Annotated in this window: 26 protein-coding genes; 15 read left to right on the forward strand and 11 right to left on the reverse strand. The window is 73.3% G+C overall.

The genetic code is table 11. The features are described from left to right. The first annotated feature begins 21 nt into the window (after window positions 1–21). The 4 genes from ACH4E8_RS20215 to ACH4E8_RS20230 are packed head-to-tail and all read left to right on the forward strand — an operon-like array spanning window position 22 to window position 4460. Window positions 22–480, forward strand: a complete 459-nt coding sequence (locus tag ACH4E8_RS20215; protein WP_398450026.1) for a GPW/gp25 family protein — start codon at window positions 22–24, stop codon at window positions 478–480. Further along, complete coding sequence (locus ACH4E8_RS20220) at window positions 480–2438, forward strand: putative baseplate assembly protein (protein ID WP_398450028.1); 1959 nt, start codon at window positions 480–482, stop codon at window positions 2436–2438. The genes ACH4E8_RS20215 and ACH4E8_RS20220 overlap by 1 nt, the downstream gene beginning before the upstream one ends. A gap of 31 nt (window positions 2439–2469) precedes the next feature. Continuing rightward, the gene (locus tag ACH4E8_RS20225; protein WP_398450030.1) at window positions 2470–3036 is read left to right on the forward strand and encodes a phage tail protein; all 567 of its coding nucleotides are present in this window, start codon (window positions 2470–2472) and stop codon (window positions 3034–3036) included. Continuing rightward, complete coding sequence (locus ACH4E8_RS20230) at window positions 3033–4460, forward strand: NADase-type glycan-binding domain-containing protein (RefSeq protein WP_398450032.1); 1428 nt, start codon at window positions 3033–3035, stop codon at window positions 4458–4460. Before ACH4E8_RS20225 ends, ACH4E8_RS20230 begins: the two co-directional genes overlap by 4 nt. 164 nt (window positions 4461–4624) lie before the next feature. Here ACH4E8_RS20230 and ACH4E8_RS20235 read toward each other — a convergent pair whose 3' ends face one another. From ACH4E8_RS20235 to ACH4E8_RS20255, 5 genes are all read right to left on the reverse strand, one after another. Further along, complete coding sequence (locus ACH4E8_RS20235) at window positions 4625–5506, reverse strand: ABC transporter permease (protein WP_398450301.1); 882 nt, start codon at window positions 5504–5506, stop codon at window positions 4625–4627. Window positions 5507–5538: 32 nt separating this feature from the next. Further along, window positions 5539–6396: an ABC transporter ATP-binding protein gene (locus ACH4E8_RS20240; RefSeq protein WP_398450303.1), complete on the reverse strand. Its 858-nt coding sequence runs from the start codon at window positions 6394–6396 to the stop codon at window positions 5539–5541. Between the two features lie 83 nt (window positions 6397–6479). After that, window positions 6480–6812 carry a transcriptional regulator gene (locus ACH4E8_RS20245; RefSeq protein ID WP_398450034.1) on the reverse strand — a complete coding sequence of 111 codons (333 nt, stop codon included), beginning with the start codon at window positions 6810–6812 and terminating at the stop codon, window positions 6480–6482. Further along, on the reverse strand, window positions 6809–7300 hold the full coding sequence (locus tag ACH4E8_RS20250) for a hypothetical protein (RefSeq protein ID WP_398450036.1): 492 nt from the start codon (window positions 7298–7300) through the stop codon (window positions 6809–6811). The genes ACH4E8_RS20245 and ACH4E8_RS20250 overlap by 4 nt, the downstream gene beginning before the upstream one ends. Window positions 7301–7396: 96 nt before the next feature. Beyond that, window positions 7397–8236 (reverse strand): helix-turn-helix transcriptional regulator, encoded by an 840-nt coding sequence (locus ACH4E8_RS20255; RefSeq protein WP_398450038.1) that lies wholly within the window; start codon window positions 8234–8236, stop codon window positions 7397–7399. Window positions 8237–8457: 221 nt separating this feature from the next. On the opposite strand from ACH4E8_RS20255, the gene ACH4E8_RS20260 reads away from it, so the two are divergent. After that, window positions 8458–9192 carry an SDR family oxidoreductase gene (locus ACH4E8_RS20260; protein ID WP_398450305.1) on the forward strand — a complete coding sequence of 245 codons (735 nt, stop codon included), beginning with the start codon at window positions 8458–8460 and terminating at the stop codon, window positions 9190–9192. A 25-nt stretch (window positions 9193–9217) separates the two neighbouring features. On the opposite strand, the gene ACH4E8_RS20265 is transcribed toward ACH4E8_RS20260, so the two are convergent. Continuing rightward, a complete protein-coding gene (locus tag ACH4E8_RS20265; protein ID WP_398450040.1) occupies window positions 9218–10174 on the reverse strand; it encodes an AraC family transcriptional regulator in 957 nt (318 codons plus the stop codon). 225 nt (window positions 10175–10399) lie between these two features. Here ACH4E8_RS20265 and ACH4E8_RS20270 point away from each other — a divergent pair, with 225 nt between their 5' ends. The 3 genes from ACH4E8_RS20270 (at window position 10400) to ACH4E8_RS20280 (ending at window position 14236) form a co-directional block, all read left to right on the forward strand. Further along, the gene (locus tag ACH4E8_RS20270) at window positions 10400–11263 is read left to right on the forward strand and encodes an enoyl-CoA hydratase/isomerase family protein (RefSeq protein WP_398450042.1); all 864 of its coding nucleotides are present in this window, start codon (window positions 10400–10402) and stop codon (window positions 11261–11263) included. Window positions 11264–11441: 178 nt separating this feature from the next. Next, window positions 11442–13031: an FAD-dependent monooxygenase gene (locus ACH4E8_RS20275; protein WP_398450044.1), complete on the forward strand. Its 1590-nt coding sequence runs from the start codon at window positions 11442–11444 to the stop codon at window positions 13029–13031. Window positions 13032–13108: 77 nt separating this feature from the next. Continuing rightward, window positions 13109–14236, forward strand: a complete 1128-nt coding sequence (locus ACH4E8_RS20280) for an SMI1/KNR4 family protein (RefSeq protein ID WP_398450045.1) — start codon at window positions 13109–13111, stop codon at window positions 14234–14236. A gap of 14 nt (window positions 14237–14250) precedes the next feature. Here the strand turns inward: ACH4E8_RS20280 and ACH4E8_RS20285 are convergent, their stop codons facing one another. Continuing rightward, window positions 14251–14772, reverse strand: a complete 522-nt coding sequence (locus ACH4E8_RS20285; protein ID WP_398450047.1) for a GNAT family N-acetyltransferase — start codon at window positions 14770–14772, stop codon at window positions 14251–14253. A 126-nt stretch (window positions 14773–14898) separates the two neighbouring features. Between ACH4E8_RS20285 and ACH4E8_RS20290 the strand changes: the two genes are divergently transcribed. After that, window positions 14899–15066, forward strand: a complete 168-nt coding sequence (locus ACH4E8_RS20290; RefSeq protein ID WP_398450049.1) for a hypothetical protein — start codon at window positions 14899–14901, stop codon at window positions 15064–15066. A 6-nt stretch (window positions 15067–15072) separates the two neighbouring features. Here ACH4E8_RS20290 and ACH4E8_RS20295 read toward each other — a convergent pair whose 3' ends face one another. Next, window positions 15073–15747, reverse strand: coding sequence for a response regulator (locus ACH4E8_RS20295; RefSeq protein ID WP_398450051.1), 675 nt, complete (start codon window positions 15745–15747; stop codon window positions 15073–15075). A gap of 103 nt (window positions 15748–15850) precedes the next feature. Continuing rightward, the gene (locus tag ACH4E8_RS20300) at window positions 15851–16303 is read right to left on the reverse strand and encodes a cyclic nucleotide-binding domain-containing protein (protein ID WP_398450053.1); all 453 of its coding nucleotides are present in this window, start codon (window positions 16301–16303) and stop codon (window positions 15851–15853) included. Between the two features lie 193 nt (window positions 16304–16496). Here ACH4E8_RS20300 and ACH4E8_RS20305 point away from each other — a divergent pair, with 193 nt between their 5' ends. Both ACH4E8_RS20305 and ACH4E8_RS20310 read left to right on the forward strand, forming a co-directional pair. Beyond that, window positions 16497–18227 carry a GAF domain-containing protein gene (locus tag ACH4E8_RS20305; protein WP_398450055.1) on the forward strand — a complete coding sequence of 577 codons (1731 nt, stop codon included), beginning with the start codon at window positions 16497–16499 and terminating at the stop codon, window positions 18225–18227. A gap of 173 nt (window positions 18228–18400) precedes the next feature. Further along, on the forward strand, window positions 18401–19384 hold the full coding sequence (locus ACH4E8_RS20310; RefSeq protein WP_398450057.1) for an aldo/keto reductase: 984 nt from the start codon (window positions 18401–18403) through the stop codon (window positions 19382–19384). 11 nt (window positions 19385–19395) lie between these two features. On the opposite strand, the gene ACH4E8_RS20315 is transcribed toward ACH4E8_RS20310, so the two are convergent. Further along, the gene (locus tag ACH4E8_RS20315; RefSeq protein WP_398450059.1) at window positions 19396–20052 is read right to left on the reverse strand and encodes a TetR/AcrR family transcriptional regulator; all 657 of its coding nucleotides are present in this window, start codon (window positions 20050–20052) and stop codon (window positions 19396–19398) included. A gap of 172 nt (window positions 20053–20224) precedes the next feature. On the opposite strand from ACH4E8_RS20315, the gene ACH4E8_RS20320 reads away from it, so the two are divergent. Further along, entirely contained in the window at window positions 20225–20863 is a 639-nt protein-coding gene (locus tag ACH4E8_RS20320) for an SRPBCC family protein (RefSeq protein WP_398450061.1), read from the forward strand. Window positions 20864–20962: 99 nt separating this feature from the next. Beyond that, the gene (locus ACH4E8_RS20325) at window positions 20963–21793 is read left to right on the forward strand and encodes a class I SAM-dependent methyltransferase (RefSeq protein ID WP_398450063.1); all 831 of its coding nucleotides are present in this window, start codon (window positions 20963–20965) and stop codon (window positions 21791–21793) included. Between the two features lie 16 nt (window positions 21794–21809). On the opposite strand, the gene ACH4E8_RS20330 is transcribed toward ACH4E8_RS20325, so the two are convergent. Further along, entirely contained in the window at window positions 21810–22556 is a 747-nt protein-coding gene (locus ACH4E8_RS20330) for an SDR family NAD(P)-dependent oxidoreductase (protein ID WP_398450307.1), read from the reverse strand. A gap of 186 nt (window positions 22557–22742) precedes the next feature. On the opposite strand from ACH4E8_RS20330, the gene ACH4E8_RS20335 reads away from it, so the two are divergent. Together ACH4E8_RS20335 and ACH4E8_RS20340 are read left to right on the forward strand one after the other, a co-directional pair. Beyond that, window positions 22743–23948 carry an MFS transporter gene (locus ACH4E8_RS20335; RefSeq protein ID WP_398450065.1) on the forward strand — a complete coding sequence of 402 codons (1206 nt, stop codon included), beginning with the start codon at window positions 22743–22745 and terminating at the stop codon, window positions 23946–23948. Window positions 23949–24045: 97 nt separating this feature from the next. Next, the gene (locus ACH4E8_RS20340) at window positions 24046–24798 is read left to right on the forward strand and encodes a YqjF family protein (protein ID WP_398450067.1); all 753 of its coding nucleotides are present in this window, start codon (window positions 24046–24048) and stop codon (window positions 24796–24798) included.

The following is a 24798-nucleotide window of genomic DNA, read 5'->3' on the forward strand; positions in this document are numbered from 1 at the left end:
GGGAAGGCAGGTACGCGGCTGATGGCCGAGCAGTTCGTCGGGTCCGGCTGGTCGTTCCCGCTGCGCATCGGACCGACCGGCGGGATCGCGCTGGTCAGCGGGGAGCGGGAGATCGAGGAGGCGATCCGGCTGGTCCTGTCGACCGCGCCGGGCGAGCGGCCCATGCGGCCCGACTTCGGCTGCGCGATCCACGACCTGGTGTTCGCGCCGGTCAACGAGCAGACCGCGGGCCGCATCCAGCACGAGGTGCACCGCAGCCTCGACCGCTGGGAGCCGCGCATCGAGGTCGACGACGTCTCGGTGACCGCGGGCTCCGAGCAGAGCGTCCTCTACATCGACGTGCGGTACATGATTCGCGGCACCAACAACCCGCGCAGCCTCGTCTTCCCCTTCTACGTCATTCCGTCCCACGACGAGCCGGACGGCCCCGGTGCGGCTGGTGCGCCCGGCCCCGGCCCCGCTCACGAAAGCGACCGCTGATGGCCCTGCCCTCCCCCAACCTCGACGACCGTCGTTTCCAGCAGTTCGTCGACGACGCCAAGCGCTACATCCAACAGCGGGCCCCGGAGTGGACCGACCACAACGTGTCCGACCCGGGGGTGACGCTCGTCGAGACGGTCGCCCACATGGCCGATCAGATCGTGTACCGGCTCAACCGGGTGCCGGAGAAGAACCACCTGGCGTTCTTGGACCTGGTCGGGATCACCCTGTTCCCGGCGTCCGCCGCCCGTACGGATGTCACCTTCTGGCTGTCGGCGCCCCAGGAGGACCCGGTGGCGGTGCCGCTGGGCACCGAGGTCGCGACCGTTCGCACCGAGACCGAGGAGGCGGTCGTCTTCGCCACCGAACGCGAACTGACCGTCGTGCCCAGCGAGTTGCGCCATCTGATGGTGCAGCGGCAGGGCGAGCCGGTGGCGGACCACACGGCCGACCTCACCGAGGCGGGCAAGGACGTGCTCTGCTTCGCCGAACCGCCCGGCGTGGGCGACTGCCTGCTGTTCGGGCTGTCGGCGGCCGTGCCGCACTGCGCCGTCGCCCTGGAGTTGGACAGCACGGTGGACGGCGTGGGCGTGGACCCGCGCCAGCCGCCGCTGGTGTGGGAGGCGTGGACCGCGGACGGCTGGCGCGCCTGCGAGGTGGACCGGGACGGCACCGGCGGGCTGAACCGGCCCGGCGAGGTGGTGCTGCACGTGCCCGGCGGACACGTGCTGTCCCGCAACGCCGGCCAGGAGGCCGGCTGGCTGCGGTGCCGCGTCACCGAGCCGCTGCCCGGTCAGCCCTTCTACACCACCTCGCCCACGGTCCGAGCCGTCGAGGCGTTCACGATCGGCGGTACCACCCTCGTGGTGCACGCCGAGACGGTCCGCGACGAGGCGCTCGGCGAGTCCACCGGGCTGCCGGGGCAGCGGCTGCGGCTGGCGCACGCGCCCGTGGTCGGCGACCACCCGCCCGTGCTGCTCCAGAGTGCCGACCACGACGGCTGGCAGGACTGGCAGGTCGTGCCGCACTTCGCGGCCTCGGGGCCGAACGACCGGCACGTCACCCTCGACGCAACGACCGGCGAGATCGCCTTCGGCCCCGCGGTGCGCGAGCCGGACGGGTCCCTGCGCCAGTACGGCGCGGTCGCTCCGAAGGGCGCACCGGTGCGGGCCCGCCGCTACCGCACTGGCGGCGGCCGGGCGGGCAACGTGGCCCGCGGCGCGGTGCGGATCCTGCGCACCTCCCTCCCGTACGTCTCCGAGGTCGCGAACCGGGAGGCCGCGCGCGGCGGCGTCGACGGGGAGACCGTCGAGGAGGCGAAGGTCCGGGCGCCGATCACGCTGCGCGCCCAGGAGCGGGCGGTGACGTTGCGCGACTACGAGGAGTTGGCGCGGCGCGCGGCGCCCGAGACGGCGCGCATCACCTGCCTCCCGGGCGAGGAGGGCGAGCACGGGGCGCACGCGGTGCGGGTGTTGGTGGTGCCGCAGGCGGTGCCGGACCCCGGTGGGCGGCTGCGCTTCGAGCAGTTGGTCCCCGGTGACGCGCTGTTGGACCGGGTGACCCGCTTCCTGGACGAGCGCCGGCTGATCGGTACGAGGTTGGCCGTGGGGCCGCCGTACTACCAGGGCGTCACCGTGGTGGCGACCGTGCACGCGTTCAAGGGCGTCGACGTCGACCGGGTGCGCCGGCAGGCCCACGACGCGCTCTACCGGCACCTGGACCCGCTGGTCGGCGGTGCCGGCGGCGAGGGGTGGCCGTTCGGGCGGCCGGTGCAGGCCGGTGAGGTGTTCGCGGTGCTCCAGCGGGTGCCGGGGGTGGAGTTGGTCGACCAGGTGGTCCTGCACCCGGCCGATCCGCTGACCGGCAAGCGCGGCGAGGCGACGGACCGGATCGATCTGTCGCCGCCGTCGCTGGTGTTCTCCTTCGACCACCGCGTGCGCGTGATCGGGGACGCCTGATGGGGTGCGCGCACCTGACGGAGGGCCCGGCATGAGGGGTTCCATCGACGGCCTCGGCTCGCCGTCGCCGATCGGTACGATGCTTCCCGCGGTCTTCGCCGACGACCACCTCGCCCAACGCTTCGTCGGGGGGCTCGACGAGGTGATCGCGCCGATCCACTGCGTCCTCGACTGCCTCGACGCGTACTTCCGCCCGTCGCTCGCACCGCCCGACTTCGCCCGGTGGCTGAGCGACTGGGTCGGTGCGGAGACCGACGGCACCGAACCCGAGCCGATGCTGCGCGCCGCGGTCGCCGCCGCCGCGCATCTGCACCGGATCCGCGGCACCCGACGCGGGCTGGCCGAGGCGATACGGCTCGCGTTCGGGACCGAACCCGAGATCACCGAGAGCGGGGCGGCGAGTTGGAGCGCCCGTCCGCTCGGGCCCGTCCCCGGTGAGCCGGTGCCGCGGCTCCACGTGCACCTGCGGTTGCGCAACCCCACGACGGCGGACCACCACCGCTTGGAGGCCCTGGTGGCCGCCGCCCGTCCCGCCCACATGCCGTACACGGTCCAGGTGACCGCCGGCGAAGTCGTCGAAAGGACTGCCACGACATGACGACCCCGAGGAACTGCCCTGCGTGCGAGACCCGCGTGGAGGTGGGCCAGTCGTTCTGCGACGCCTGTGGGGCCGTGCTGAGTTGGACGGACCGCAGCACGCCGACGACGCCCGAGGCCCGATCCGGCTCGGGCTCGGGCTCGGCCTCCGGTTCCGGTTCCGGTTCCGGTTCCGGTTCCGGTTCCGGCGACGATCAGCGGGAGGCCGCCGGCCGGGAGCGGTGGGACCGGCAGACCGCCGGTGCGGCAGCGCACGGCGGTCACGCCGACGACTCGGCACCGACGCCGCACGCTGCGCCGGCACCGTCTCCACCGCCGCCTTCGGCTGCGCATTCGCCGTCGAACCGGGGGCAGTCCGCGTCCGAGCAGGCCACCTTCCCCGACGCGGGGCTGGCCCGGGCGGGCGACCAAAGCGCACAGGCCGCCGAGACCCTTCGGGACGCCACCCCGCAGGTCGCGCCCGTGGACGGGACCGCGCCGACGGTGCCGGGCCAGGCCGCCGCGCCGCCCTGTGCCGAGTCGCCGGACGCCGATCGCGCCCGCCAACTCCTCGTTCCGCTCGCCGAGCCCGGGCCCGGCCCCGCGCCGGATCCCGTCGCCGCCCCGGTCCTGCCGGCCCGGCCGCCCGCCCACCGCCCGCAGGACGTGCGCGCCCCGGGCGAGCAGCGGGGCCAGGAGGGCGGCACGCCGTGCCCCTGGTGCGCCACGCCCAACCGGCCCGACCGGCACTACTGCACCCGGTGCGCGATGCCTATGGTGGGCTCCGAGCAGGCCCCGGGGCCCCTTCCGTGGTGGCGCCGGCTGACGCGTCCCGGTGAGCGCGAGGCGCCGTGGGCGGGCGACCGGCCCCGGCCCCGGCGCGCTTTCGACCGGGTGCTGACGTGGCTGGGTGCGGTGGTCGTGCTGGCGCTGCTGGTCGTGTTGGTCGTCAAGCTCCCCGACGGGATCCAGGCGACCCGCGACCACTTCGCGAAGCGCGCTCCGCTGACCCCGGACCGGATGAAGGCGTCGCTTTCGTTCAAGGACCACGGGCCGGAGTTGCTCATCGACAAGGTCAACAACACCTGGTGGGCGCCGGGGAAGGACGGATCCAACAAGGGGCAGTGGATCGAGGCGCAGTTCGACCGGCCCACCCGGCTGTTGGACGTGATCATCACGCCGGGCACGTCCGTGAAGCAGAACGAGATCTCCAAGGCGGCGCTCCCCCACCGCGTGCAGGCTCTCATCACCACGTCCGACGGGAAGACGACGACCCGTTCCCTCGTCCTGGACCAGGGCGCGGGCCCGCAGTCCCGGAAGTTCAAGGTCGGCGAGGTCACCGCGGTGCGGTTCGTCATCGAGTCCGCCCACCACCCCGGGCCGGGCAAGCAGCTGGCCATCGCCGAGGTCGAGTTCTTCGGCCCGTCGCAGTCGGGTTCGCGCTAGGAAACGCTCCTGACCTCAGGCCCCGACACCGTTCCTCGTGGTGTCGGGGCACCGGTCGTGAAGTCCGCGATCAGTGCGGCCGGGGTGGCGTCCGCGGTCAGCGTGAACATCGCGTGTCCGATTCCCTCCCCGCTCAGGTCGCAGAGTTTGAGCGCGGCTCCCGGCTACGCGGGAGCCGCCCCGCTCTGCGCGGCCTTGCGGTGGCGCGCGGTCAGTCGGGAGCCGGACTCGCGGCGGGCGGCGCGGCGCAGCAGGGGGATCGCGAGGAGGAACCCGATGACGGCCGAGGCGGTGAGCACCAGGGCGACCATGGGCAGTTCCCAGGAGCCGGCCGGTTCGGCGGCGCGTGCGGAGTCCGGCAGCAGCGCCGAACGCAGTCCCTGTGCCATCCACTTGAGCGGGAAGAGGGAGACGACCTGTTGCACCGGCGCCGGCAGCGAGGAGATGGGGGACACCGCCCCGGAGGTGAACAGCAGAGCCATCACCGGCAGCATGATGAGCGCCAACGCCTCGCGCGGGTTGGGCAGCACGGCGCCGATGGCGGCGCCCAGCGGTACGACGGCGAGCAGCCCGAGCGTGGCGACCCACAGCAGCGTCAGCCAGCCGGCCGGGTCCTTCGGCAGCGGTCCGTCCGCGAGCAGGGCCGTGGCCGCCAGGAGCAGGGCGAGGGTGCCGATGGCCATGGCGACCACGAGCAGGCACTTGGCGACCAGGTAGGCGGGGATCCCGCCGGGCGTGGCGCGCATCCGCAGCAGGACGCCCTCCTCCCGTTCGGTCACGAGGATCTGCGGGAGGTTGACGAGCCCGATCTGGAACAGCAGGTACGCGGCGAAGCCGGCGAGCACCAGGTGGGACATCGGGGTGCTGGTGCCGGACACGTCGCCGCCGACGACGGCGGCGACCACCACCGCGACGACCACGTTGGACAGGTGGCCGAACATCTCCTTCGGATTGCGCAGCAGGTGCCGCAGTTCGATGCCGCCGCGGTCAAGGCCGACGCGCCAGGAACTGCGTCGTGGCACCTTGGCACCGTCGGCCTGCCGCATGTCTTCCGTGCCGCCGTTCACGTGCGTTCCCCTCATACGGCTCGTGCCTCCTGGATCCCGGCCGCGTCCGGGCCGTCGTCCTCGCGGTGCACCATGTGCAGATAGGTGTCCTCCAAGGTCGGACGACGGACCTCAAGGTCGGCGATCGGCCCGTTGGTCTCCCGGTGGAGTTCCCAGACCAGGTGCGAGGGGTCCTCGGTGCGTTCGCGGCGGGGCGTGCCGTCGTCGGCCGTCCAGCGGACCTCGGCGCGGGCGGCGGCCCGCCGGGCCAGCTCCGCCGGCGTGCCGCTGGCCCGGATCCGTCCGTTGACCAGCATCGCGATGGTGTCGGCGAGGCGTTCGGCCTCCACCAGGTCGTGCGTGGTGAGCAGGACGGTGACGCCTTCGAACCGGGCCAGCCGGTCGATGAGGCGGTGGAACTCGTGCCGGGCCTGCGGGTCGAAGCCGGTGGTCGGTTCGTCCAGGAAGAGGAGCTCGGGGCGGCCGACTATGCCGAGGGCGACGTCCAGCCGTCGGCGTTGGCCGCCCGAGAGCAACTCGACCCGCTGGTCGGCCCGGTCGGTGAGGCCGACCAGGGCCAGCAGTTCGGCCGGGTCGCGCGGATCGGGGTAGTAGGTGGCGAAGTGCTCCAGCAGTTCGGCGACCCGCCAGCGGCGGTGGTCGCGCCAGGACTGGAGGACCAGTCCGAGGCGGGCGCGCCAGGCGTCGTCGCCGTGCTCCGGGTCGGTTCCGAGGACGTGGACCTCCCCGGCGGAGCGGCGCCTGAAGCCCTCCAGGATCTCGACGGTGGTGGTCTTGCCCGCGCCGTTGGGGCCGAGCAGGGCGAAGACCTCGCCGCGATGGATGTCCAGGTCGATGCCGTGGAGGACGTCGCGATCGCCGTACGTCATGGTCAGTCCGCGCACCTGGACGGCGGGGCCGGCGGCACCGGTGGGCGCGGCCGGTGCCGAGGGGTGCTGAGGTGCCGGGGCCGTCATCGGCCCGCCTCCGCGTGCCGCTGCCGAGGGGGCGCTCCGGCGCCCTCGACGATGGTCTGCAGCGCTGCGACGTGGCCTTGGAATGCGGTGCGACCGCGGTCCGTCAGCCGTACCTTGGTGCGCCGCTGACGGCCGCCGCCCTCTTTGTGGATCTCCAGGTAGGCGGCTTCCTCCAACGTGTGCAACTGCTTGGAGAGCGCGGAGTCGCTGAGCGAGAGGCTGTCCCGGATGAAGGAGAAGTCCGCCCATTCGGTGGCGGCGAGCAGGGCGACGACCGACAGCCTGGTGGCGGGGTGGATCAGTTCGTCGAAACCGCTGGGGGTGCTCATCGGCCGGCCCCTTCGGCGTTGCGGCGCACCGAGCCGATGGCCCAACGGCTCGCCGGCCGGACGAACAGCACGAACACGACCGCCGAGACGGTGGCCTGGATCAGGCTGGCGACGATCGGCTCCAGCGAATCGACGAGCCGGCCGACGCCCACGATCGTCCCGCCGGTCACCACGGCCGCTGCGACGAAGGTGACGCCCAGGCGCCAGTTGGAGTGGGAGTGGTGCAGTTGCATCCGGCTGCGGCGGAAGTTCAGCACGGCCAGTCCGCCGAGCAGTGCGACGTATGCGGCGAGGACCAGTCCGACGCCCCACGGGGGCAGGTCCAGGCCGAGGCTGGCCAGGAAGGCCCACATGATCGCGGCCGTGGTGTACGTCGCGCGGGGCCCGCCGGACGAGGTCCGCTCGAACTCGTCGTACACCCGTTCCTGCGGCACCCTGATGCGCTGTAGCGCGTGCCACGCCTGCTCGGCGTCCACCGATGTGCTCACGTCCGTCGCCTCTCCCGAGCCTTCGACTTTCCCACCCGGAAAGTTACCCCTGGCTTTCCGAGTAGGCAAGTCGACGAGTGTGACGGTCGGCGGCGCTCAGGGAGCCGCCCGGCGCGGGGTGACGTGGAGGGAGCCGAGCAGATCGAGCGCCAGTGCGCTGGGGCTGTGGGGCTCGGCCTGGTACACGACGAGTTGCTGGCCGGGAGCGTCGCGCACGTCGAAGGTCTGGTACGTGAGGGCCAGCGGGCCGACGTCCGGGTGGTGGAGGTGCTTGGCGTCCTGCGTCTTGCCCCGCACCTCGTGGCTGTGCCACAGGCGGGCGAAGTCGGGGCTGCGCTCGGTGAGGTCGTCGACGAGTTCCCGCAGCCGCGGGTCGTCCGCCGAGGCGCTGCCGGCCGCCTGGCGCAGATGGCCCACGACGCCGTGCGCCGCGCTGCTCCACGGCGTGTAGAACCGTCGGCCCGCCGGGTCGAGGAAGACCATCCGGGCCAGGTTGTCCGCCGTCTCGAAGGGCGAGTGCAGGGCATCCGCCAGGGCGTTGGCCGCCAGCAGGTCCAGGGCCGGGCTGATGACGAACACCGCTGTGCGCGGGGTGCTGCTGTCCACCAACTGCCGCAGCCCGGCGCTGACTTCGTCGGTGCTGGCGGTCGAGCACCTCCTCGGCGCCACCCCGGCCAGTCGGTGCAGGTGCGCTTGGGCGTCGGCGTCCAGCCGCAGGGCACGGCCGAGCGCATCGAGGACCTGGGCCGAGGGGCGACGTTCGCGCCCCTGCTCGAGGCGGGCGTAGTAGTCCCCGTTCACCCCGGCCAGGACGGCGACCTCCTCGCGGCGGAGCCCGGCGACCCGGCGCACGCCGTGGCTCGCGATGCCGACGTCCTCGGGGCCCACGGCCGCCCTGCGGGCCCGGAGGAACTCGCCCAATCGGTTGTCCGTCATGCCGTGAAGGCTAGGTCTCGCGGGCCGGCGCTGCCCGGGTGCAGCACACCCAGGCAGCACACGTCCTGGTTGGTCCGTCCGCTTCGTTCGAGACTCGGTGCGCCGGCGCTCTCCGCGCTCTCGGCACTTCCCTGCACACGTGCAGTGGCACGCCATCACGTGCCGCCACAGGCTTCCGCCTGCATCGGCGTGCACTTTCGAGAGGAACACCTGAGATGACGATGACGTCGACAGCCAAGGTCGTCGCGGTCACCGGAGCGAGCAGCGGGATCGGGGCGGCGACCGCCCGGCGGCTCGCCGCCGACGGCCACCGCCTGCTCCTCGGCGCACGGCGCACCGATCGGCTCGACGCGCTCGCCGCGGAGATCACCGCCGCGGGCGGCACCGCGGCCGCCCGGCGGCTCGACGTCACGGACGTCGCCGACGTCCGGGCCTTCGTGACCGCGGCGCGCGAGCGCTTCGGCCGGGTGGACGTGGTGGTCAACAACGCGGGGGTGATGCCGCTTTCACCGTTGGCGGCGCTGCGGGTCGACGAGTGGGACCGGATGATCGACGTGAACGTGCGGGGCGTGTTGTACGGCATCGCCGCCGCCCTGCCGGTGATGCGTGCCCAGGGCGGCGGGCACGTCGTGAACGTCGCCTCCGTCGGCGCGTACGAAGTCTCGCCCACCGCCGCGGTGTACTGCGCCACCAAGTTCGCCGTCCGGGCGATCTCCGAGGGGCTGCGCCAGGAGTCCAAAGGGGACGTCCGGGTCACCCTGGTGTCCCCGGGCGTGACCGAGTCCGAACTCGCCGACGGCATCGCCGACCCCGTCGCCAAGGAGGCCATGGCGGCCTATCGGGCCGTGGCGATCCCCGCCTCGGCCATCGCGGACGCCGTCGCGTACGCCGTGTCCCAGCCGCCCGAGGTCGACGTCAACGAGATCGTCGTCCGCCCGTCGGCCAGCGTCGCCTAACGGTCCGGCCCTGCCGTTCCCGTGCTCATGCGGACCCGTCGGCGCAGGGGCGGCGCACGTCGCGCCGGAAGCGGGCCGGTGGCGTGCCCCTGTTGCGGCTGAACGCCCGGTTGAAGGCGTACACCGAGGTGTATCCGACGGAGCGGGCGACGGTCTCCACCGTGTCTTCGGTGTCCCGCAGCCGGCGCGCGGCGAGGTCCATCCGCCACTGCTTCAGATATGCGCCCGGCGATTGCCCGGCCGCGTCCTGGAAGCGTCGGGTGAGGGTGGAGCGCGACACCGTCAGCGCCCGGGCGAGCGTCTCCGTGCTCCAGGGCCGTTCGGGCTCCCGGTGCATGCGGCTCATCGCCTCGGTGACGAGCGGATCGGCGAGGGCCCCCAGCCAGGTGCCCCGGGTCAACTCGGGGTGCCGGCCCAGCCAGCAGCGCAGCAGGTGCACGAGGACGACGTCCACCAGTCGGTCGAGGACGACCGCGGTGGCGAGTTGGGGGTCGGCGGTCTCCTGGGTGAGCAGCCGTACGGTGCCGTCGAGCGCGGTGCTCGCCCGGTTGCCGCGGATGTGCACGATCGACGGCAACAGGCTGAAGACGTGCAGGGACACCACGCGGTCGTGCCGGTAGGAGGCGCCCAGCAGGTGCGTCCTCGGCTCGCCCGCACCCAGGCTCATGGCCCCGCCGGTGCGCCGCAGTTCGTCGGTGAGCGCGGTGTCGCAGGGCTTCGGGGTGCGGTCGGGGTCGCTGGCGATGCTGTGCGCGACGCCCGTGGGCAGCAGGACGACGTCGCCGGCCAGCAGTTCCACGGGCGCGGCGGCGCTGCCGTCGGCGCCGGCGGCGGTGAGCCAGGCGCTGCCGGCGGTGACGGCGTACAGCACCGCATCGGCGTTCTGCGCCCAGGAGACCGCCCAGTCCTGACGGCCGTCGATCCGGACCGCGACGGTGCCGCGGACCCCGGCCACGGCGAGGGCATCAGCCAGTACGTCCACCCGACGGAGCATACGGCCCCGGTGACCGCCCCACCCCGATGGATGACACAAACGGACAAGGAGATGGGGCAGATGGGCATCGATTCGAGCACCACGGGCTCCATACGGTGGGAAGACCGGGAGGCAGCCAGCACTTGGCCCCGGGCCTCGCCTGCGACGAGTGCCACGCGCTCAACGCACTGGGCGACCTTGCCGAACGCGATGAACTCCACGAAAGGGAACACCATGCCGCTCGCTGAAACCGGCTTCACGGCGCTGCGCGTCGCCCGCCACGGCGCCGTTGCCACCGTGACGCTGGACCGTCCCCCGGTCAACGTCATCGACGCGGCGTTGGTGCGGGACCTGTTCCGGGTGACCCGCACGGCCGCGGACGACCGGGATCTGCGCGTGCTGGTCCTGGAGTCGGCCGATCCGGAGTTCTTCTCCGCCCACGCGGACCTGCGTTGGATGTTCGACCCCGAGGAGCTGACGGCACTCGCCGACGACGAGGGCGACCCCGACCTCAACCCGTTGCAGCAGTTGCACGAACGCTTCCGTACGCTGCCGCAGATCACCGTCGCGAAGCTGCGCGGGCGGCTGCGCGCCGGCGGCGTCGAACTGGCCATGGCCGCCGACATGCGCTTCGCGGCCCGCGGCGAGACCTGGCTCGCGCAGCCGGAGACCCGCATGGGCATCTTCCCCGGTGGCGGCGGCACCCAGTACCTGACCCGACTCGTGGGGCGCGCCCGGGCCCTGGAGATCGTCCTCGGCGCCGAGCTGTTCGACGCGGACCTGGCCGAGCGGTACGGCTGGATCAACCGGGCCGTCGACCCGGGCGACCTGGACCGGTTCGTCGACGCCCTCGCGCACCGGATCGCCGCGCTGCCGCCGGGCGTCGCGGAGGCGGCCAGGGACGCCGTGGACGCAGCCGAGGCCAGCGGCCCCGTACCGGACCTCGTCGAAGAGGCCCGTGCGCACGCGAAGGTCTATCCCGCGCCGCGCGCCGTCGTCGAGCGCATGCAGCGGGCCCTGGCTGCGGGCGCCCAGACCCGTGAGGGGGAACTCGCCCTGGAGGAGCTGCTCGACCAGGTCCCCTACCGCGGGATGTGATCCGCTGTCGTCCCCCGATCGACGGGTGGCCCTCGCGCGCCCCCTCCTCGGCCGCCCGGAACCGGTTGCGTGCAGTCCGGTCACCGACCGCGCATCGACGAACACGCCCCCGGTCCGGCTTGCGGCCGGCCGGGGGCCGCGGGAGATTGGGCTCAGGGCGCGGCAGGAGGCGATCCACGTGCTCGAAGCAGACGTCGACACGGAGGTGCTGGTCGTCGGCGGCGGGCCCGTCGGGTTGACCGCCCGGGCGCTGCTGGAGCGCTGGGGCGTACGGGTGTGGCCGGTTGAGCAGCACGGCGGGCTGTCTCCGTTTCCGCGCTCCCGGCTGGTCAACGTGCGTTCGATGGAGATCTACCGCCAGCTCGGGCTGGCCGCCGAGATCACCGCGGGCGCCTTCGCCCCCGAGTTCGGCCGGATCCGCTTCCGCGACACGCTCAGCGAGCCCGACTTCGCCACGGCGGCGATGGTCGGCGTCAACGCGCCGGTGCCCGAGAGCCCGTCGGTCGGCGTCGTCACCTCGCAGGACCGGCTGGAACCCGTGCTGCTCGCCGGGGCCGGGACGCCCGTGCGGTTCGGAGTCGAACTGCTCGACCTCGCGGAGGACGCCGACGGCGTCGTGGCGCTGCTGGTCGACCACGGCGGCGGTGCGCGGATCCGCGTACGGGCGCGCTACGTGCTCGCCGCCGACGGCGCGGGCTCCACCGTCCGGCACCTGCTGGGCATCGGCACCAGCGGCCCGGGCTCGATGGGGTCCTTCACCACGGTGGTGTTCCGCGCCGACCTCGACCGGTGGTGCGCCCGCAGGCCGGCCGGCGTCTACTTCACCGCGCGGGGCCTGTTCGCGCCGCTCTATCCGGAGGGAGGGTGGGCCTGGTTCGTGCCGACCCCCGACGACGCCGGGAACGCCGACTGGTCCGACGTCGTCGCGCACGCCCTCGGGCCGGGCGCCGGCGTACCGGCCGAGGTCGTCCGCGTCCAGCACTGGGTGATGAACGCGTTCGTCGCCGACCGCTTCCGGCGGGGCCGGGTCATGCTGGCCGGTGACGCGGCGCACGCGGTGCCGATCGTCGGCGGGCTGGGCATGAACGCGGGGATCGCCGACGTGCACGACCTGTGCTGGAAGCTCGCCGGCGTCCTGCGCGGCTGGGCCGGACCGCACCTGCTGGACTCCTACGAGATCGAGCGGCGTCCCGTCGCCGAGCGGACCCTCGGCCAAGCGGTCGCCAACACCCGCCTCCTGCTCGACGTACAAGAGCGGCGCCGCGAACAGCTCGCGGACCGGGCCACGGCACCCGACACCCTTGAACTGCCCTGGTCGGAGCAGTACTTCGCCCAGCTCGGGCTGGTGCTCGGCGTGGTCTACCGCTCCGACGCCGTCCTCCCCGACGACGACGGCGACGACGACGCACCGCGCCGCACCCCGGGCACCGATTACGTGCCTTCGGCCGCCCCCGGCCACCGCATGCCGCACTTCTGGCTCGCCCGCGACCGCTCAACGGTGGATGCCGTCGGCGCGTGGTTCACCGTCTTCACTCCGGATCCGACGCTTTGGGCGCAGTTCGCCAGCGAGCCCTGGCCGCTGCGCATCGAGCCGCTGCCGGCGGAGCTCGTCGAACCCTGCGGCACGGGTCCTCGGGGAGCGCTACTCGTACGCCCCGACGGCCACGTGGGCGCCCGCTGGCGCGATCGCCCGCTCGACGGTGCGGAGCTGCGCAGCGCCCTGGCGGCGCTCACCGGGACGACGGACCACGGCGGGCGCCCGCTGTGACCGGCCGTCGGTGGGCGCGCCGATATCACGGCCGCGGGCAGGGCAACCATGCGGCGGCGGGAGATGTCCAAGCAACCATGAGCACTCCGGACCCACACGTCACTGCCTTCGCCGAGATCTTCGGCGCGCCGCCGGCCGGCTTCGCCGTACCCGTCGACTGGGACGCGGTCGAAAGCTGGCTCGGCACCCGGCTCCCCGCCGACTACAAGGCCGTGGCGAGCGCGTACGGTCCGCTCGACATCGGCGAGCGCCTGTGGCTGCACATGCCGTGCGCCCACGCGGGGTGGTTCGACTACGGGACCTGGGTGGAGCAGAACCGCCGCGCTGCCCCGGGCGTGCTGCCCTTCGGTGCGACCCGCACCGCCGACACCCTGTTCTGGGACACCACCGCGTCGAGCGACCCCGACCGGTGGCCCGTCGTGATGCACTGCCAGGACGACGCGAACGCGGGCCGTGACCCGTGGCGGCGCTTCGACGCTCCGCTCGTCGAGACGTTGGCCCGGTTCGTGGCCGACGGGCTGCGGCCGGTCCTGGCGCGCAGCGCGATGCTCGCCGAACTCGAAGCGACCGCGTGGGCGCCGCCGCCCCGGCGACCGGAGCCGACGCCGCAGCAGCGGGCCGCGCTGGCGGCCGGCAGCGGCCTCCAGACGCTCACCGCCCTCGTCCCGCCGCCGGCCGCGCCACAGCTCGGGGAGCACGGTTGGCAGTGGCTGCACGAGCGGCTGGGCACCCGGCTGCCCGGCGAGTACGTGCGGTTGATGGAGACGTACGGGGCCGGCTGCTGGGCCGGCTGGCTGCGCTTCGCCGACCCCTTCGCCGAGGACCAGTACGCGCTCGCGCCGTGGGCCGAGTGGTACGCGAAGACGTACGCGGAGCTGCGCGCCGATCATCCCGAGTACCACCCGTTGGCGGTCTGGCCGGAGCCGGGTGGGTTCCTGCCGTTCGCGGACTCCATCGACGGCGACCAACTCTGCTGGCTCACCGAGGGCAGCGACCCGGACGCCTGGCCGCTGATCGTCGTGCCCCGCCACGCCGACCAGGGGCCGGCGCTGCGGGACGGCGGCCTCGTCGACACCCTGTTGGAGTGGCTGCGGGGCCGGCTCGTGACCCACGGCCTGCCGCCGCTCAGCCATCCGCACGAGGACCCGCTCGACCGCATCGGCTTCGAGCCGTTCGAGGAGGATCCGGACGGCGACGGCGACTGATCAGCCCCTGGGGGTCAGATGTCGAGCTGCCGCTCCCAGCGGACCTCGCCGTCGTGCCACCGGTCGGTGGGCGCGAGTCCGACGGCACGGGCCACTGCCGCGGAGGCGTGGTGCTCGGGGTGGATGTGCGCGATCAGCGTCGTCACGGGCCCTTCGGCGAGGCGGTCGACGAGGGCCCGGGCGGCCTCCCGGGCGATGCCTCGACCCTGCCACGGGACGCCGATGAGCCAGGCGACCTCGGCGGTCCCGTCGACCACCGTGGCCTGCACCGTCCCGACGAGGCACCCCTCTTCCTCCAACCGGACCACCCAGTTCAGCCACACTTCGGCCGGCCGGGGCGAGCCGGCCGTCATCCGCTCGTAGCGGGCGCGGAGTTGGTCCGTGCCGTCGGGTTCGCCGCCGATGAACCCGTACAGGCGTCGATCGCCCAGCACCTCGGCCATCTCGTCGGCGTGCGACACCCGCAGCGGCCAGAACGTCAGCCGGGCCGTCGGCGAGATGGCCGGTCCGGTGCTGCGCCAGTCGACGGTGTCCACGTTGGTTGCCTCCCCGGGTCACGGTGAATCCGCGTCATCAGCGTGCCTCAGTCCCCGGGGTCCGAGCCGCCCTTGTGTCGAGGCTCACCGCCCGACGGCACGCGGTCATCGAAGGCGTCGCACTGCATGCCACCGGGGCGGATCGCCCCGTGCTCCCCGGGTGCCTCCCCGTCACCGTGGGACTTCGAATCGGTCGAGAGCGTCACGATCTTCGACACCACGGAGATCGACGTCCGCACCTACCGCAAACAGGAGACCACCGGGGTCCCGGACGCCGTGGCCGTGGACGGTTAGAGGGTCTCACGCGGGTGGCGGGAAGCGGGTCGCGAGGACGGCCGCCTGGATGCGGCGCTCGACGCCGAGCGTGGCCAGGAGTCGGGAGACGCGGTTCTTGACCGTCTTCTCCGACAGGTGCAGCTGACGCCCGATCTGACGGTTGGTCAATCCGTCGCCGATCAGGGCCAGCAGCTCCCAGTCGCGCTCCGTCAGGCCCTGCGGCCGACCGTCGTCGACCGGAACGGCGGGCGCGCGCAGGCTGTCCATCAGCCGGGCGGTGGTCGCCGGGTCCAGCATCGACTGGCCCGAAGCCACCGTCCGTACGGCCGCCAGCAGGTCCGACCCCTTGATCTGCTTCAGGACGTACCCGGAGGCGCCCGCCATGATGGCGTCCAACAGTGCGTCGTCGTCGTCGAACGAGGTCAGCATCAGACAGGCGATGCCCGGGATCTGCGACCGCAACTCCCGGCAGACGGTGACCCCGTCGCCGTCGGGGAGCCGGATGTCGAGGACGGCGACGTCGGGGCGCAGCGCCCGGCCGCGCGCCAGGGCCTGCTCGCTCGTGGCGGCTTCCCCGACGACCTCGATGTCGGGCTCGGCGTCGAGGAGGTCGGTCACCCCGCGCCGGACGACCTCGTGGTCGTCGAGGAGCAGGACCCGGACGGGGCGCTCGGCGGAGAAGGCTCTGACAGCGGTCACGGCGGTGGCTCCTGGGGGAAGAACGGTGTCACCCCACGAGCCTGCCGTGCGCGGGCCCGTGGCGACAGGGGCCGAACGGCCCCCGTGGCGACTGGTGGTGGACTCAGTGGGCGCGGCTTGAGCCGTAGAGGTCCAGCAGTCGGCCGCGCGCCGCCTGGAGGCGGTGGGCCAGCACCGCGCCGACCCACATCGAGACCTCGTGGCCGAACCAGGGGTCGGCCTCGCACATCCGACGCACCCGTAAGGCGTCGAACTCCAGCGCCCGCACCGGGGTCATCGCCTCCGCGCCCAGGTGCCACACGCCGGGCGGGAACATCCACGACCAGCCGACGAGTTCGCCGTGCGACAGCGACTCCAGGACGGGCGAGCGGCGACGGCCGGGCACCTGGATGTCGAGGGTGACCAGCCCGGTGCGCACCACCCAGAAGCGGTCCGCGCGGTCCCCTTCGTCGAAGAGGCGCTCGCCCTGGGCGAACTGCACCTCGTACGCGGCGTCCGTCAGTTGGGAGCGGTGCTCCGTCGACAGGGCGCTCATCGTGGTCGTCGGCGTGCTCATCGGGGGTCCTCCTCGGTGGCGGTGCCAAAGCGGCCCCTTCAGGATCTCCGCGGGGCGCCGGTCGCCGCAGGGGCCGAGCGGGCAGCGACCGGGGCCGAACGGCCCCACCACGCACGCTCGTTCGGATGGACGATACGGTGCACGTGCCCCGCGACCGGGGCGGCTGCGGGTGGCGGGAGAGGCGAGGGGCGGCATGGGCGACCACGACGGCGAGGGGCCCAGGCGTCCCCGGCTGCGCCTCGACGAGCTGCTGGACGAACTCCAGTCGCGCATCGACGAGGTGCGCGGCTCGCGGGACCGCCTCGACGGGCTGCTCGACGCAGTCATGTCGGTGGGGCGCGGACTGGACTTGACGCAGGTCCTGCACGGCATCGTGGAGGCGGCGGTCACCCTCGTCGACGCCGAGTACGGCGCGCTCGGCGTGATCGGGCCGGGCTCGGGCGGTCAGCGGCTGTCGCAGTTCCTCACCGTGGGCATCGACGAGGAGACCGTCGCGACGATCGGCGCTCCGCCGCAGGGGCACGGTCTGCTCGGGGAGCTGATCCGCCGTCCGGCGCCGCTGCGGCTGGAGGACCTGTCGACCCATCCGGCGTCCGCCGGCTTCCCGCCGGGGCATCCGCCGATGCGGTCCTTCCTCGGCGTCCCGGTCCGGGTGCGCGACGAGGTCTTCGGCAATCTGTACCTGACGGGCAAGCGCGGGGGCGCCGCCTTCGACGCGGAGGACGAGGCCGTGCTGTCGACGCTCGCGGTCGCCGCCGGGTTCGCTGTGGAGAACGCGCGCCTGTACGAGGAGGTGCGGCTGCGGGAGCGGTGGCTTGCCGCCGGGTCAGAGGTGACCAGCGCGCTGTTGTCGGGGGCGCCGGAGGCGCAGGTCCTGGAGGCGATGACCGGGCACGCCCGGGAGATCACCGACAGCGATCTGGCGGTGCTCCAACTGACCGGGGACGAGGGGGTGCCGAGGACGGCGGTCGTGCTCGGCGAGGGGGCCCGCGCCCACCGCGACCGGGTGCCGCCCCGGACGGGCACCCTGGCCGCCGCGGCGCTCGCCGACCGGGCCGCCCTCACCACGCCCGATCTCGCCGACGATCCGCGGGAGAGCGCCGGGGCGCAGCGGTGGCGGGGCTTCGGGCCGGCCGTCGCGGTGCCCGTCGGCACCGACGGCGGCGAGTTGGGCGTGCTGTTGCTGCTCCGTCGGGCCGGTCGGCCGCCGTTCACCGACGCCGAGACCGCCCCGCTCTCCGGATACGCCGGGCAGGCCGCGTTGGCCCTGGAGCTCGCGGCGCGGCGGCGCGACGCCGAACGGATGGCGCTGCTCGCCGACCGCGACCGCATCGCGCGCGATCTGCACGACCTCGCGATTCAGCGGCTGTTCGCCACCGGGATGACCCTCCAGAGCACCCGGCGCTTCGTGGACCGCCCGGAGGGGGTCCAGCGGCTCACCCGGGCCGTGGACGACCTCGACGACACCATACGGATCATCCGTTCCACGATCTTCGGGTTGCGGGAGCGCGAGTCGCCGCAGGGCGCGCAGGGCCTGCGGCGGCGGGCCGTGCACACCCTCGAACAGGCCGCGCGCACCCTCGGGTTCGCGCCCGCGCTGCGGATGGAGGGCCTGATCGACACCGACGTGCCGGGCCCCGTCGCCGACGAGGTGCCCGCCGTCCTCACGGAGGCCCTGGCCAATGTCGCCCGCCACGCAGGGGCTTCGCGCGCGGAGGCCGCGCTGATCGTCCGCGACCGGGCCCTGACGGTCGAGGTCACCGACGACGGCGTGGGCATCGCTCCTCCGGAGGGCCGTCGGCGCAGCGGACTGGGCAACCTCACCGAGCGCGCGGAACGCCTCGGCGGCACGCTGACGGTGGCCCGGCGCACCTCGGGCGGCACCCGCCTGGTCTGGCGCGTACCACTGCCGGCCCACCGCTGACGGCCCGTTCAGGGTCCTTGGGCGTCCGACAGCGGCGGCATTCGCCCGTAGAACGATTGCGAGACCCTCTTTCTTCGCGTTCTCATCCCCGTTGGGGTCGCGGCCGACCGGGACCATCACCGATGGTGGTTGCCTGGTTCGCCGGTCCGCGTCATCCGTCGGTGAGGAGCCCCATGCGTGCAGACGACTCGATCCCCCTCGGCCGGACCGGTCTGACGGTCAGCAGGCTCGGACTCGGACTGGCTTCCATCGGGGGGCTGTTCCGGGCGGTGCCGCACGAGCGGGCCGTGGAGACCGTCCGCCGCGCCCGGGAGCTCGGCATCCGACTCTTCGACACCGCCCCTGTGTACGGGTACGGGCTCTCCGAGACCCGTACCGGTGCGGCGCTCGGCAGTGAGCGGCGCGACGCCTACGTGCTGTGCACCAAGGTGGGGCGGCTGGTGGAGCCGGACGGCCCGGACACCCAGCCGATCTGGGCCGGGGCGCCCGCGGGCCTCGGGGCGCGCTTGGACTACTCGTACGGCGGGGTCGTCCGGTCGCTGCACCAGAGCCTGGAGCGGCTGGGGCTGGACCGGGTCGACGTGCTCCACGTCCACGACCCCGAACAGGACTTCCCGCGCGCCGTCGGCGACGCCTACCGAGCCCTGGACGACCTGCGGCGCGCCGGGGTCATCGGGGCGGTCTCGCTCGGGGTGAACCACGCCGACGTGGCCGTGCGCTTCCTGCGCGAGGCGCCGGCGCCCGGGCCGGACTGCGTGATGCTGGCCGGCCGGTGGAGCCTGCTCGACCAGTCCGGGCTCGACGCGCTGCTGCCGCTGTGCCAGGAGCGCGGCGTGGCGGTGCTGGCCGCCGGCGTCCTCCAGTCCGGGCTGCTGCTCGACCCCCGGCCGGGTGCGCCGCACGGACACGAGCACGTGCCGCCCCCGTTGGCCGCCCGGGTGCGGGCCGTGCACGAGGTGTGTGCGCGCCACGGGATCCCGCCGACGGCCGCTGCGCTCCAGTTCCCCTTCACGCACCCCGCCGTGGCGGCCGTGGTCGTCGGCGCGCGGTCGCCGGAGGAGATCGAGGATTCGGCTGCCTCGCTCGCCCGCCCCGTTCCCGTCCGGTTGTGGTCGGAGTTGCGGGACGCCGGGGTCATTCCGCGCGTTCCGGGGTGACGGGCCGGGCGTCAGGTGCGGCGGTGCGCCAGCAGGTCGTCCACTTCGGCCGCGTAGAGCAGGGCCGGATCGAAGCGCATCCCGGCGAAGTGGCCGGCGAGTTCCAGGGACAGCAGGCCGTGCAGTCGGGTCCAGAAGGTCAGGGCCCGGTGGAGGGTCGCGGCGGGGGCGGGGTGGTCGTCGGCCCACCCGCGGTGCCTTTCGAGGTGGACGGCGAACGGCGACCCGTCGCCGTCCCATTCGTGCGCCGCGCACGCGTCGAGCAGCGTCGCCATGGTCTCGGACGCGACGCCGGTCAGCTCTTCGGGGGCGCGGTAGCCGGGGACGGGGGTGCCGTAGATGAGGAGGTAGCGCTGGGGGTCGGCCAGGGCCCATTCCCGTAGCTCGTAAGCCAGTCGGGCCAGGTCGGCGCCGGCGGACCGGGCGGTTCGCAGGGTGCCGGCGAGGCTTTGGTACGCCTCCCGGATGAGTTCGGTGATCAGCTCGTCCCGGCTGGCGTAGTAGCGGTAGAGCGCGGGCCCGCTCATGCCCATCTGCTTGGCGATGGCGTTGAGGGAGAGCGCGGACGCCCCCGCCGTGGCGATCTGCTGCCAGGCGCGTTCCTTGATCTCCGCGCGCACCTGGGCTCGGTAGCGCTCCCGCGGAGTCCGCGGGTCCGGATTCGTCATGGACTCCACCTCAGCTAGAGCGAAGAATTTTCGTTAGAGGCTATCACTGAACTACTTGCCCTCCCGCCCGGAGCAGAGTTATAACTTCTAACGCACCAAAGATGCTCTAACGAAACGAGCTGGCGCACCACCACCGTGCGCTGCCCACACGCCACTTCACCGGGAGACCGCCATGTCCGTCGTCCGTAGCAGCCGCGCCCGCGCCGCCCTGTGCACCGTCCCGCTCATCGCCGCCGGCCTCCTCGGCACCGCCGCCGCACCCGCCGGGGCCACCCCCTCCCCGTCCGCCACCTCCCTGACCTGCCGCGGGGAGGGCGTCGATCCGAAGGCCCCCGTCCGCTACCGCACCGAAACCGTCATCGACGCCCCGCTGCACGCGATCTGGAAGCTCCAGACCGACGTGGAGCGCTGGCCGTCCTGGCAGCAGCACGTCACGTCCATGGACCGGCTGGACAACGGGCCCTTCCGGAAGGGAACGGCGTTCCGGTGGACGACCCCGGTGCCGCCCAACCCGGTGACGCCCGCCCCCAGCCTGGACATCACCTCGACCGTGGAGCAGGTCAAGCGGAACTCCTGCATCCGCTGGACCGGCCCCGCAATCGGCGACGGACTGCGCATCGACGGCGTGCACGTGTGGACCTTCACCAAGGTCAAGGGCGGCGTTCGGGTCAGCACCGAGGAGACCCACGCCGGCCCCCTGGTCGAACAGAACGTCTCGTTCGCGACGGAGGTCCTGCGACAGGGCCTCGAAGGGTGGTTGAGCGATCTGAAGACCGCCGCCGAGGCACGTGGCGACTGCCCCCGCCGCTGACCTGCTGAACTCGGCCCCGCTGCCCGGAATCCGCCGTCCCGCGGGGAACGCCCGCGGGATCCGGGCATGATGGGGAGATCCGGATTCGAGGAGGCAAGAGTGGCCGACGGTGTCCAGGGGACGAGCCCGACGATGCGCCCCGCGGTGCGCGAGACGTACGGACCGGCGGATCTCAGTCGCGAACCGATCTTCGGCGGCGGATTCATCAACTTCGGGTACTGGCGGGCCGTGGACCTGAGCCGGCCGCTGGGCGAGCAGGAACGGGTGCACAGCCAGCAGGACTTGTACCGGCACGTATTGGACGCCGTCGCGCTCACCGAGGGGAGCAGCCTGCTGGAGGTGGGCTGCGGCCTCGGGATGGGCTCGGCGCTGGCCCTGGAGGAGTACCGCCCCGCCGCCGTGACCGGCATGGACATCCACCCCCAACAGCTCCAGCGCGCCCGCGAGACGCACGCCGACCTGCTGCGGCGGGAGCCGGGACGGCTCCGCTTCGTCCAGGGGGCCGCGGAGGGGATCCCGTTGGAGGACGGCGCGTTCGACGCGGTCGTCAGCGTCGAGGCCGCCCAGCACTTCCCGGACCTGGGCGCCTTCGCGCGGGAGACGGCACGGGTGCTGCGGCCCGGCGGGCGGGCGGCCGTGACCAGCTTCTTCACCGTGGACGATGCGCCCGCCCGCCCGCAGGAGTTGGCGGACCTCCTCGACACGTTCGCCAACGGCCTGGACATCGCCCGCCCGGTGTCCGTCCTGGCCGACGCGTTCTCGGCGGCCGGGCTCACCGAGGTGCGCGTGGAGTCGATCGGGGCGCAGGTGTGGCCGGGTTGGGACCTGTGGCTCAGCCGCTGGTGGGCCCCGGACACCTGGCCGCGCAACTTCCGCCGCGCCTACGAGCGGGGGATCCTCGACTATCACGTGGTGACGGCCGCCCGGTGAGCCCCCGGGGCGTTCGTCAGCCGGGGAGGGACCCGACCAGTCCGCCGTCGACCACCAGTTCCTGGCCGTTGACGTAGGACGCGTCGGACGAAGCGAGGAACGCCACGGCCGCCGCGACCTCTTCCGGGCGGCCGAACCTGCCCGTGACGACCCGGCCCGTGACGACCTCGGCCTCGGCCGGGCTCAGCGCGTCGGCCGGGTACATGGGCGTGTCGATGTACCCGGGGCTGACGGAGTTCACCCGGATCCCGCGCGGCGCGAGGGAGGCGGCCAAGGTCCGGGCCAGGTTGTGCACGGCCGCCTTGGTCGCCGAGTACACCGTGAGGGCGCTGTTGCCGCGGTGCAAGGTCCAGGAGGCGTTGATGACGACGGACCCGCCGTCCACCAGCAGCGGCAGCGCCTTTTGGACCGTGAAGAAGACCCCCTTGAGGTTGACGTCGACGGTCTGGTCGAAGTCCTCCTCCGTGATGTCCTCGAACGCACGGATCGTGCCGGTGCCGGCGTTGGCGAAGAGGCTGTCGAGCCGGCCGTGCCGGTCGCGGACGAACTCCATCAGCGCCGCGATCGCGCCGAGGTCACCGGTGTCGGCGACCGCGCCGGTGGCCATGGGGCCGAGCTCCGCGACTGCGGCGTCCACACGGCCTTGGGCACGGCCCGTTATCACCACGCGGGCGCCCTCCGCGATCAGCCGGTGCCCGGTCGCCAGGCCCATCCCGCTGGTGCCGCCGGTGATGAGGACGATCTTCCCGTTGAAACGGTCCATGCCCATGCCGATGCCCCTGTCGCCGTCTTCTGCCCGGTGTCGCGGATGACGTGGCGCGCCCGGCGCCAGTCGGTCGGCATGCTACTGATCTCTTGATCATCACGCGGTGAAACGAACACGGATCCGGCCGGGGCCCACATGAACGGCAGGCCCGGCGGGCAGGGTTAACCGGTGCTCCTGACACCCGTGACGAAGCAGACCGCCGAGCACGTCTGGACCCGGGACTTCACCCTCTTCTTCGTGGCGCGGACGGTGTCCGTCCTCGGCGACCACATGCTCATCCCGACGACGATGACGGTCGCCATGCTCCAGGCGGGACACGGCGTCAACGGCGTCGGGTACGCCCTCGCCGCCCACACGGCGCCGTTGGCCCTCTTCGTCGTCTACGGCGGCGTCCTCGTGGACCGGTTCGCCCCGGTGCGGGTCATGATGGTCGCGGACGTGGTCCGACTGGCCCTGCACGGCGCCCTGGCGCTCGCGTTCGCCGCCGGCGACCCGCCGCTGTGGCTGGTCCTCGGCCTGCTGGCGCTGAGCGGGGTGAGCACCGCGGCCTTCCAGCCCGGCTACGCGAGCGTCATCCCCCAGATCGCCAACGACGTCCAAAAGGCCAACGGGGCGATCCGCGTCGCGGAGTCGCTGATGACCGTGGCGGGCCCCGCGACCGCCGGACTGCTGCTCGCCTTCGCCTCCGTCCCGGTCGTCCTGGCGATCGACGCCGCGACCTTCGCCGTCAGCGCGCTCTGCCTCCTCGCCCTGCGGCTGAAGATCCCCCGCGCGCCCCGAAGGACCACCATCCACCGCGACCTCGCCGAGGGCTGGCGGGAGTTCCGGGCCCGCAACTGGCTCTGGGGCGTCATCGTGATCTGGATATTCTACCAAGTGACGGTGAACGGCCCCTTCCTCACCCTGGGGCCCAGCCTGATCACCACCTGGTACGGCGAGGGCACCCTCGGTCTCGTCCTCGCGATGCTCGGCCTGGGCAGCGTCGTCGGCGGACTCGTCGCGATGCGGTTCAAACCCGTCCGCCCGCTGCGGGCGGGGGCCGTCGCGCTGCTCGGTACGGTCTTCAGCCTGCTTTCGGTCGCCCTCCACCTGCCGCCCGCGCTCATCGCGGCCGGCTACGTCGTCCAGGGGGCGGGGGGCGCGTTCTGGATCGTCATGTTCCACACCAGCGTCCAGACGAAGATCCCGCCCGACGTGCTCGGCCGGGTGCACGCCTACGACGTCGCCGGCTCGCTGGTGATGCGACCGGTGGGACAGATCGCGGTCGGGCCGGTGTCCACCGGGGTGGGTACCGCGCCGGTGCTGTTCTTCTCCTCGGCGATGCTCGTGGTCACCGTCGGGCTGCTGCTCGCCGTCCCCGCCATCCGCAACCTGCGAAGAGCCGACTGAGCCGGACGACGGCGTCGTGCGACCGACGGGCAGCGGGGGCGCGGGCGACGGCGCACGCGGCTGCGGGGCGGACCGTCGGCTCTGCCATTCTTGCTGCGTGCAGACTCCCGCGCCCATCACCCCCGACGCCCCGGCCCCGGTGTCCACCCCGCTCCTCACCCAGCAGTGGCTCGACCTGTGCTTCGTCCACTGGGCCCTGCCGCCGGACGCGGTGGCGCCGCTGCTCCCCCGCGGCACCGTCCCCGACACGTACGACGGGGTCACCTACGTCGGCCTCGTCGCCTTCCGGATGCACAAGGTGGGGTGGCTCAGGCTGCCCGGCGTGCCGTACCTCGGGTCCTTCCCGGAGACCAACGTCCGGCTGTACTCAGTGGACGCGCACGGCCGGCGCGGTGTCGTGTTCCGGTCCATGGACGCCTCCCGGCTGATACCCGTGGTGATGGGACGCTTCGGGTTCCGGTTGCCGTACGTGTGGTCCCGGATGGCGGTCCGCGCCGTCGGCGACACCGTCACGTACACCAGTTCCCGCCGCTGGCCCGGGCCTCGCACGGCGGTCAGCCGCCTTCGGGTCCGGTGCGGCGAACGCATAGAGGAGCCGACGGAGTTGGAGCACTTCCTCACCGCGCGGTGGGGCATGCACAACGGCTTCTTCGGCGGGGCCTCCTACCTGGCCAACCACCATCCGCGCTGGCCCCTGCACCGCGCCGACCTGCTCGACTGCGAGGAGAGCCTCGTCACGGCGGCGGGGCTGCCCGCGCCCCGCGAGGCGCCCGTCAGCGTGCTGTACTCCCCCGGCGTGCCGGTCCGGCTCGGTGCTCCCGGTCGCCGGCGGGCCACGCCTGCGGCTTGA

The sequence above is a fragment of the Streptomyces sp. NPDC017979 genome (genome assembly GCF_044328175.1).
Classification (GTDB): Bacteria; Actinomycetota; Actinomycetes; order Streptomycetales; family Streptomycetaceae; genus Streptomyces.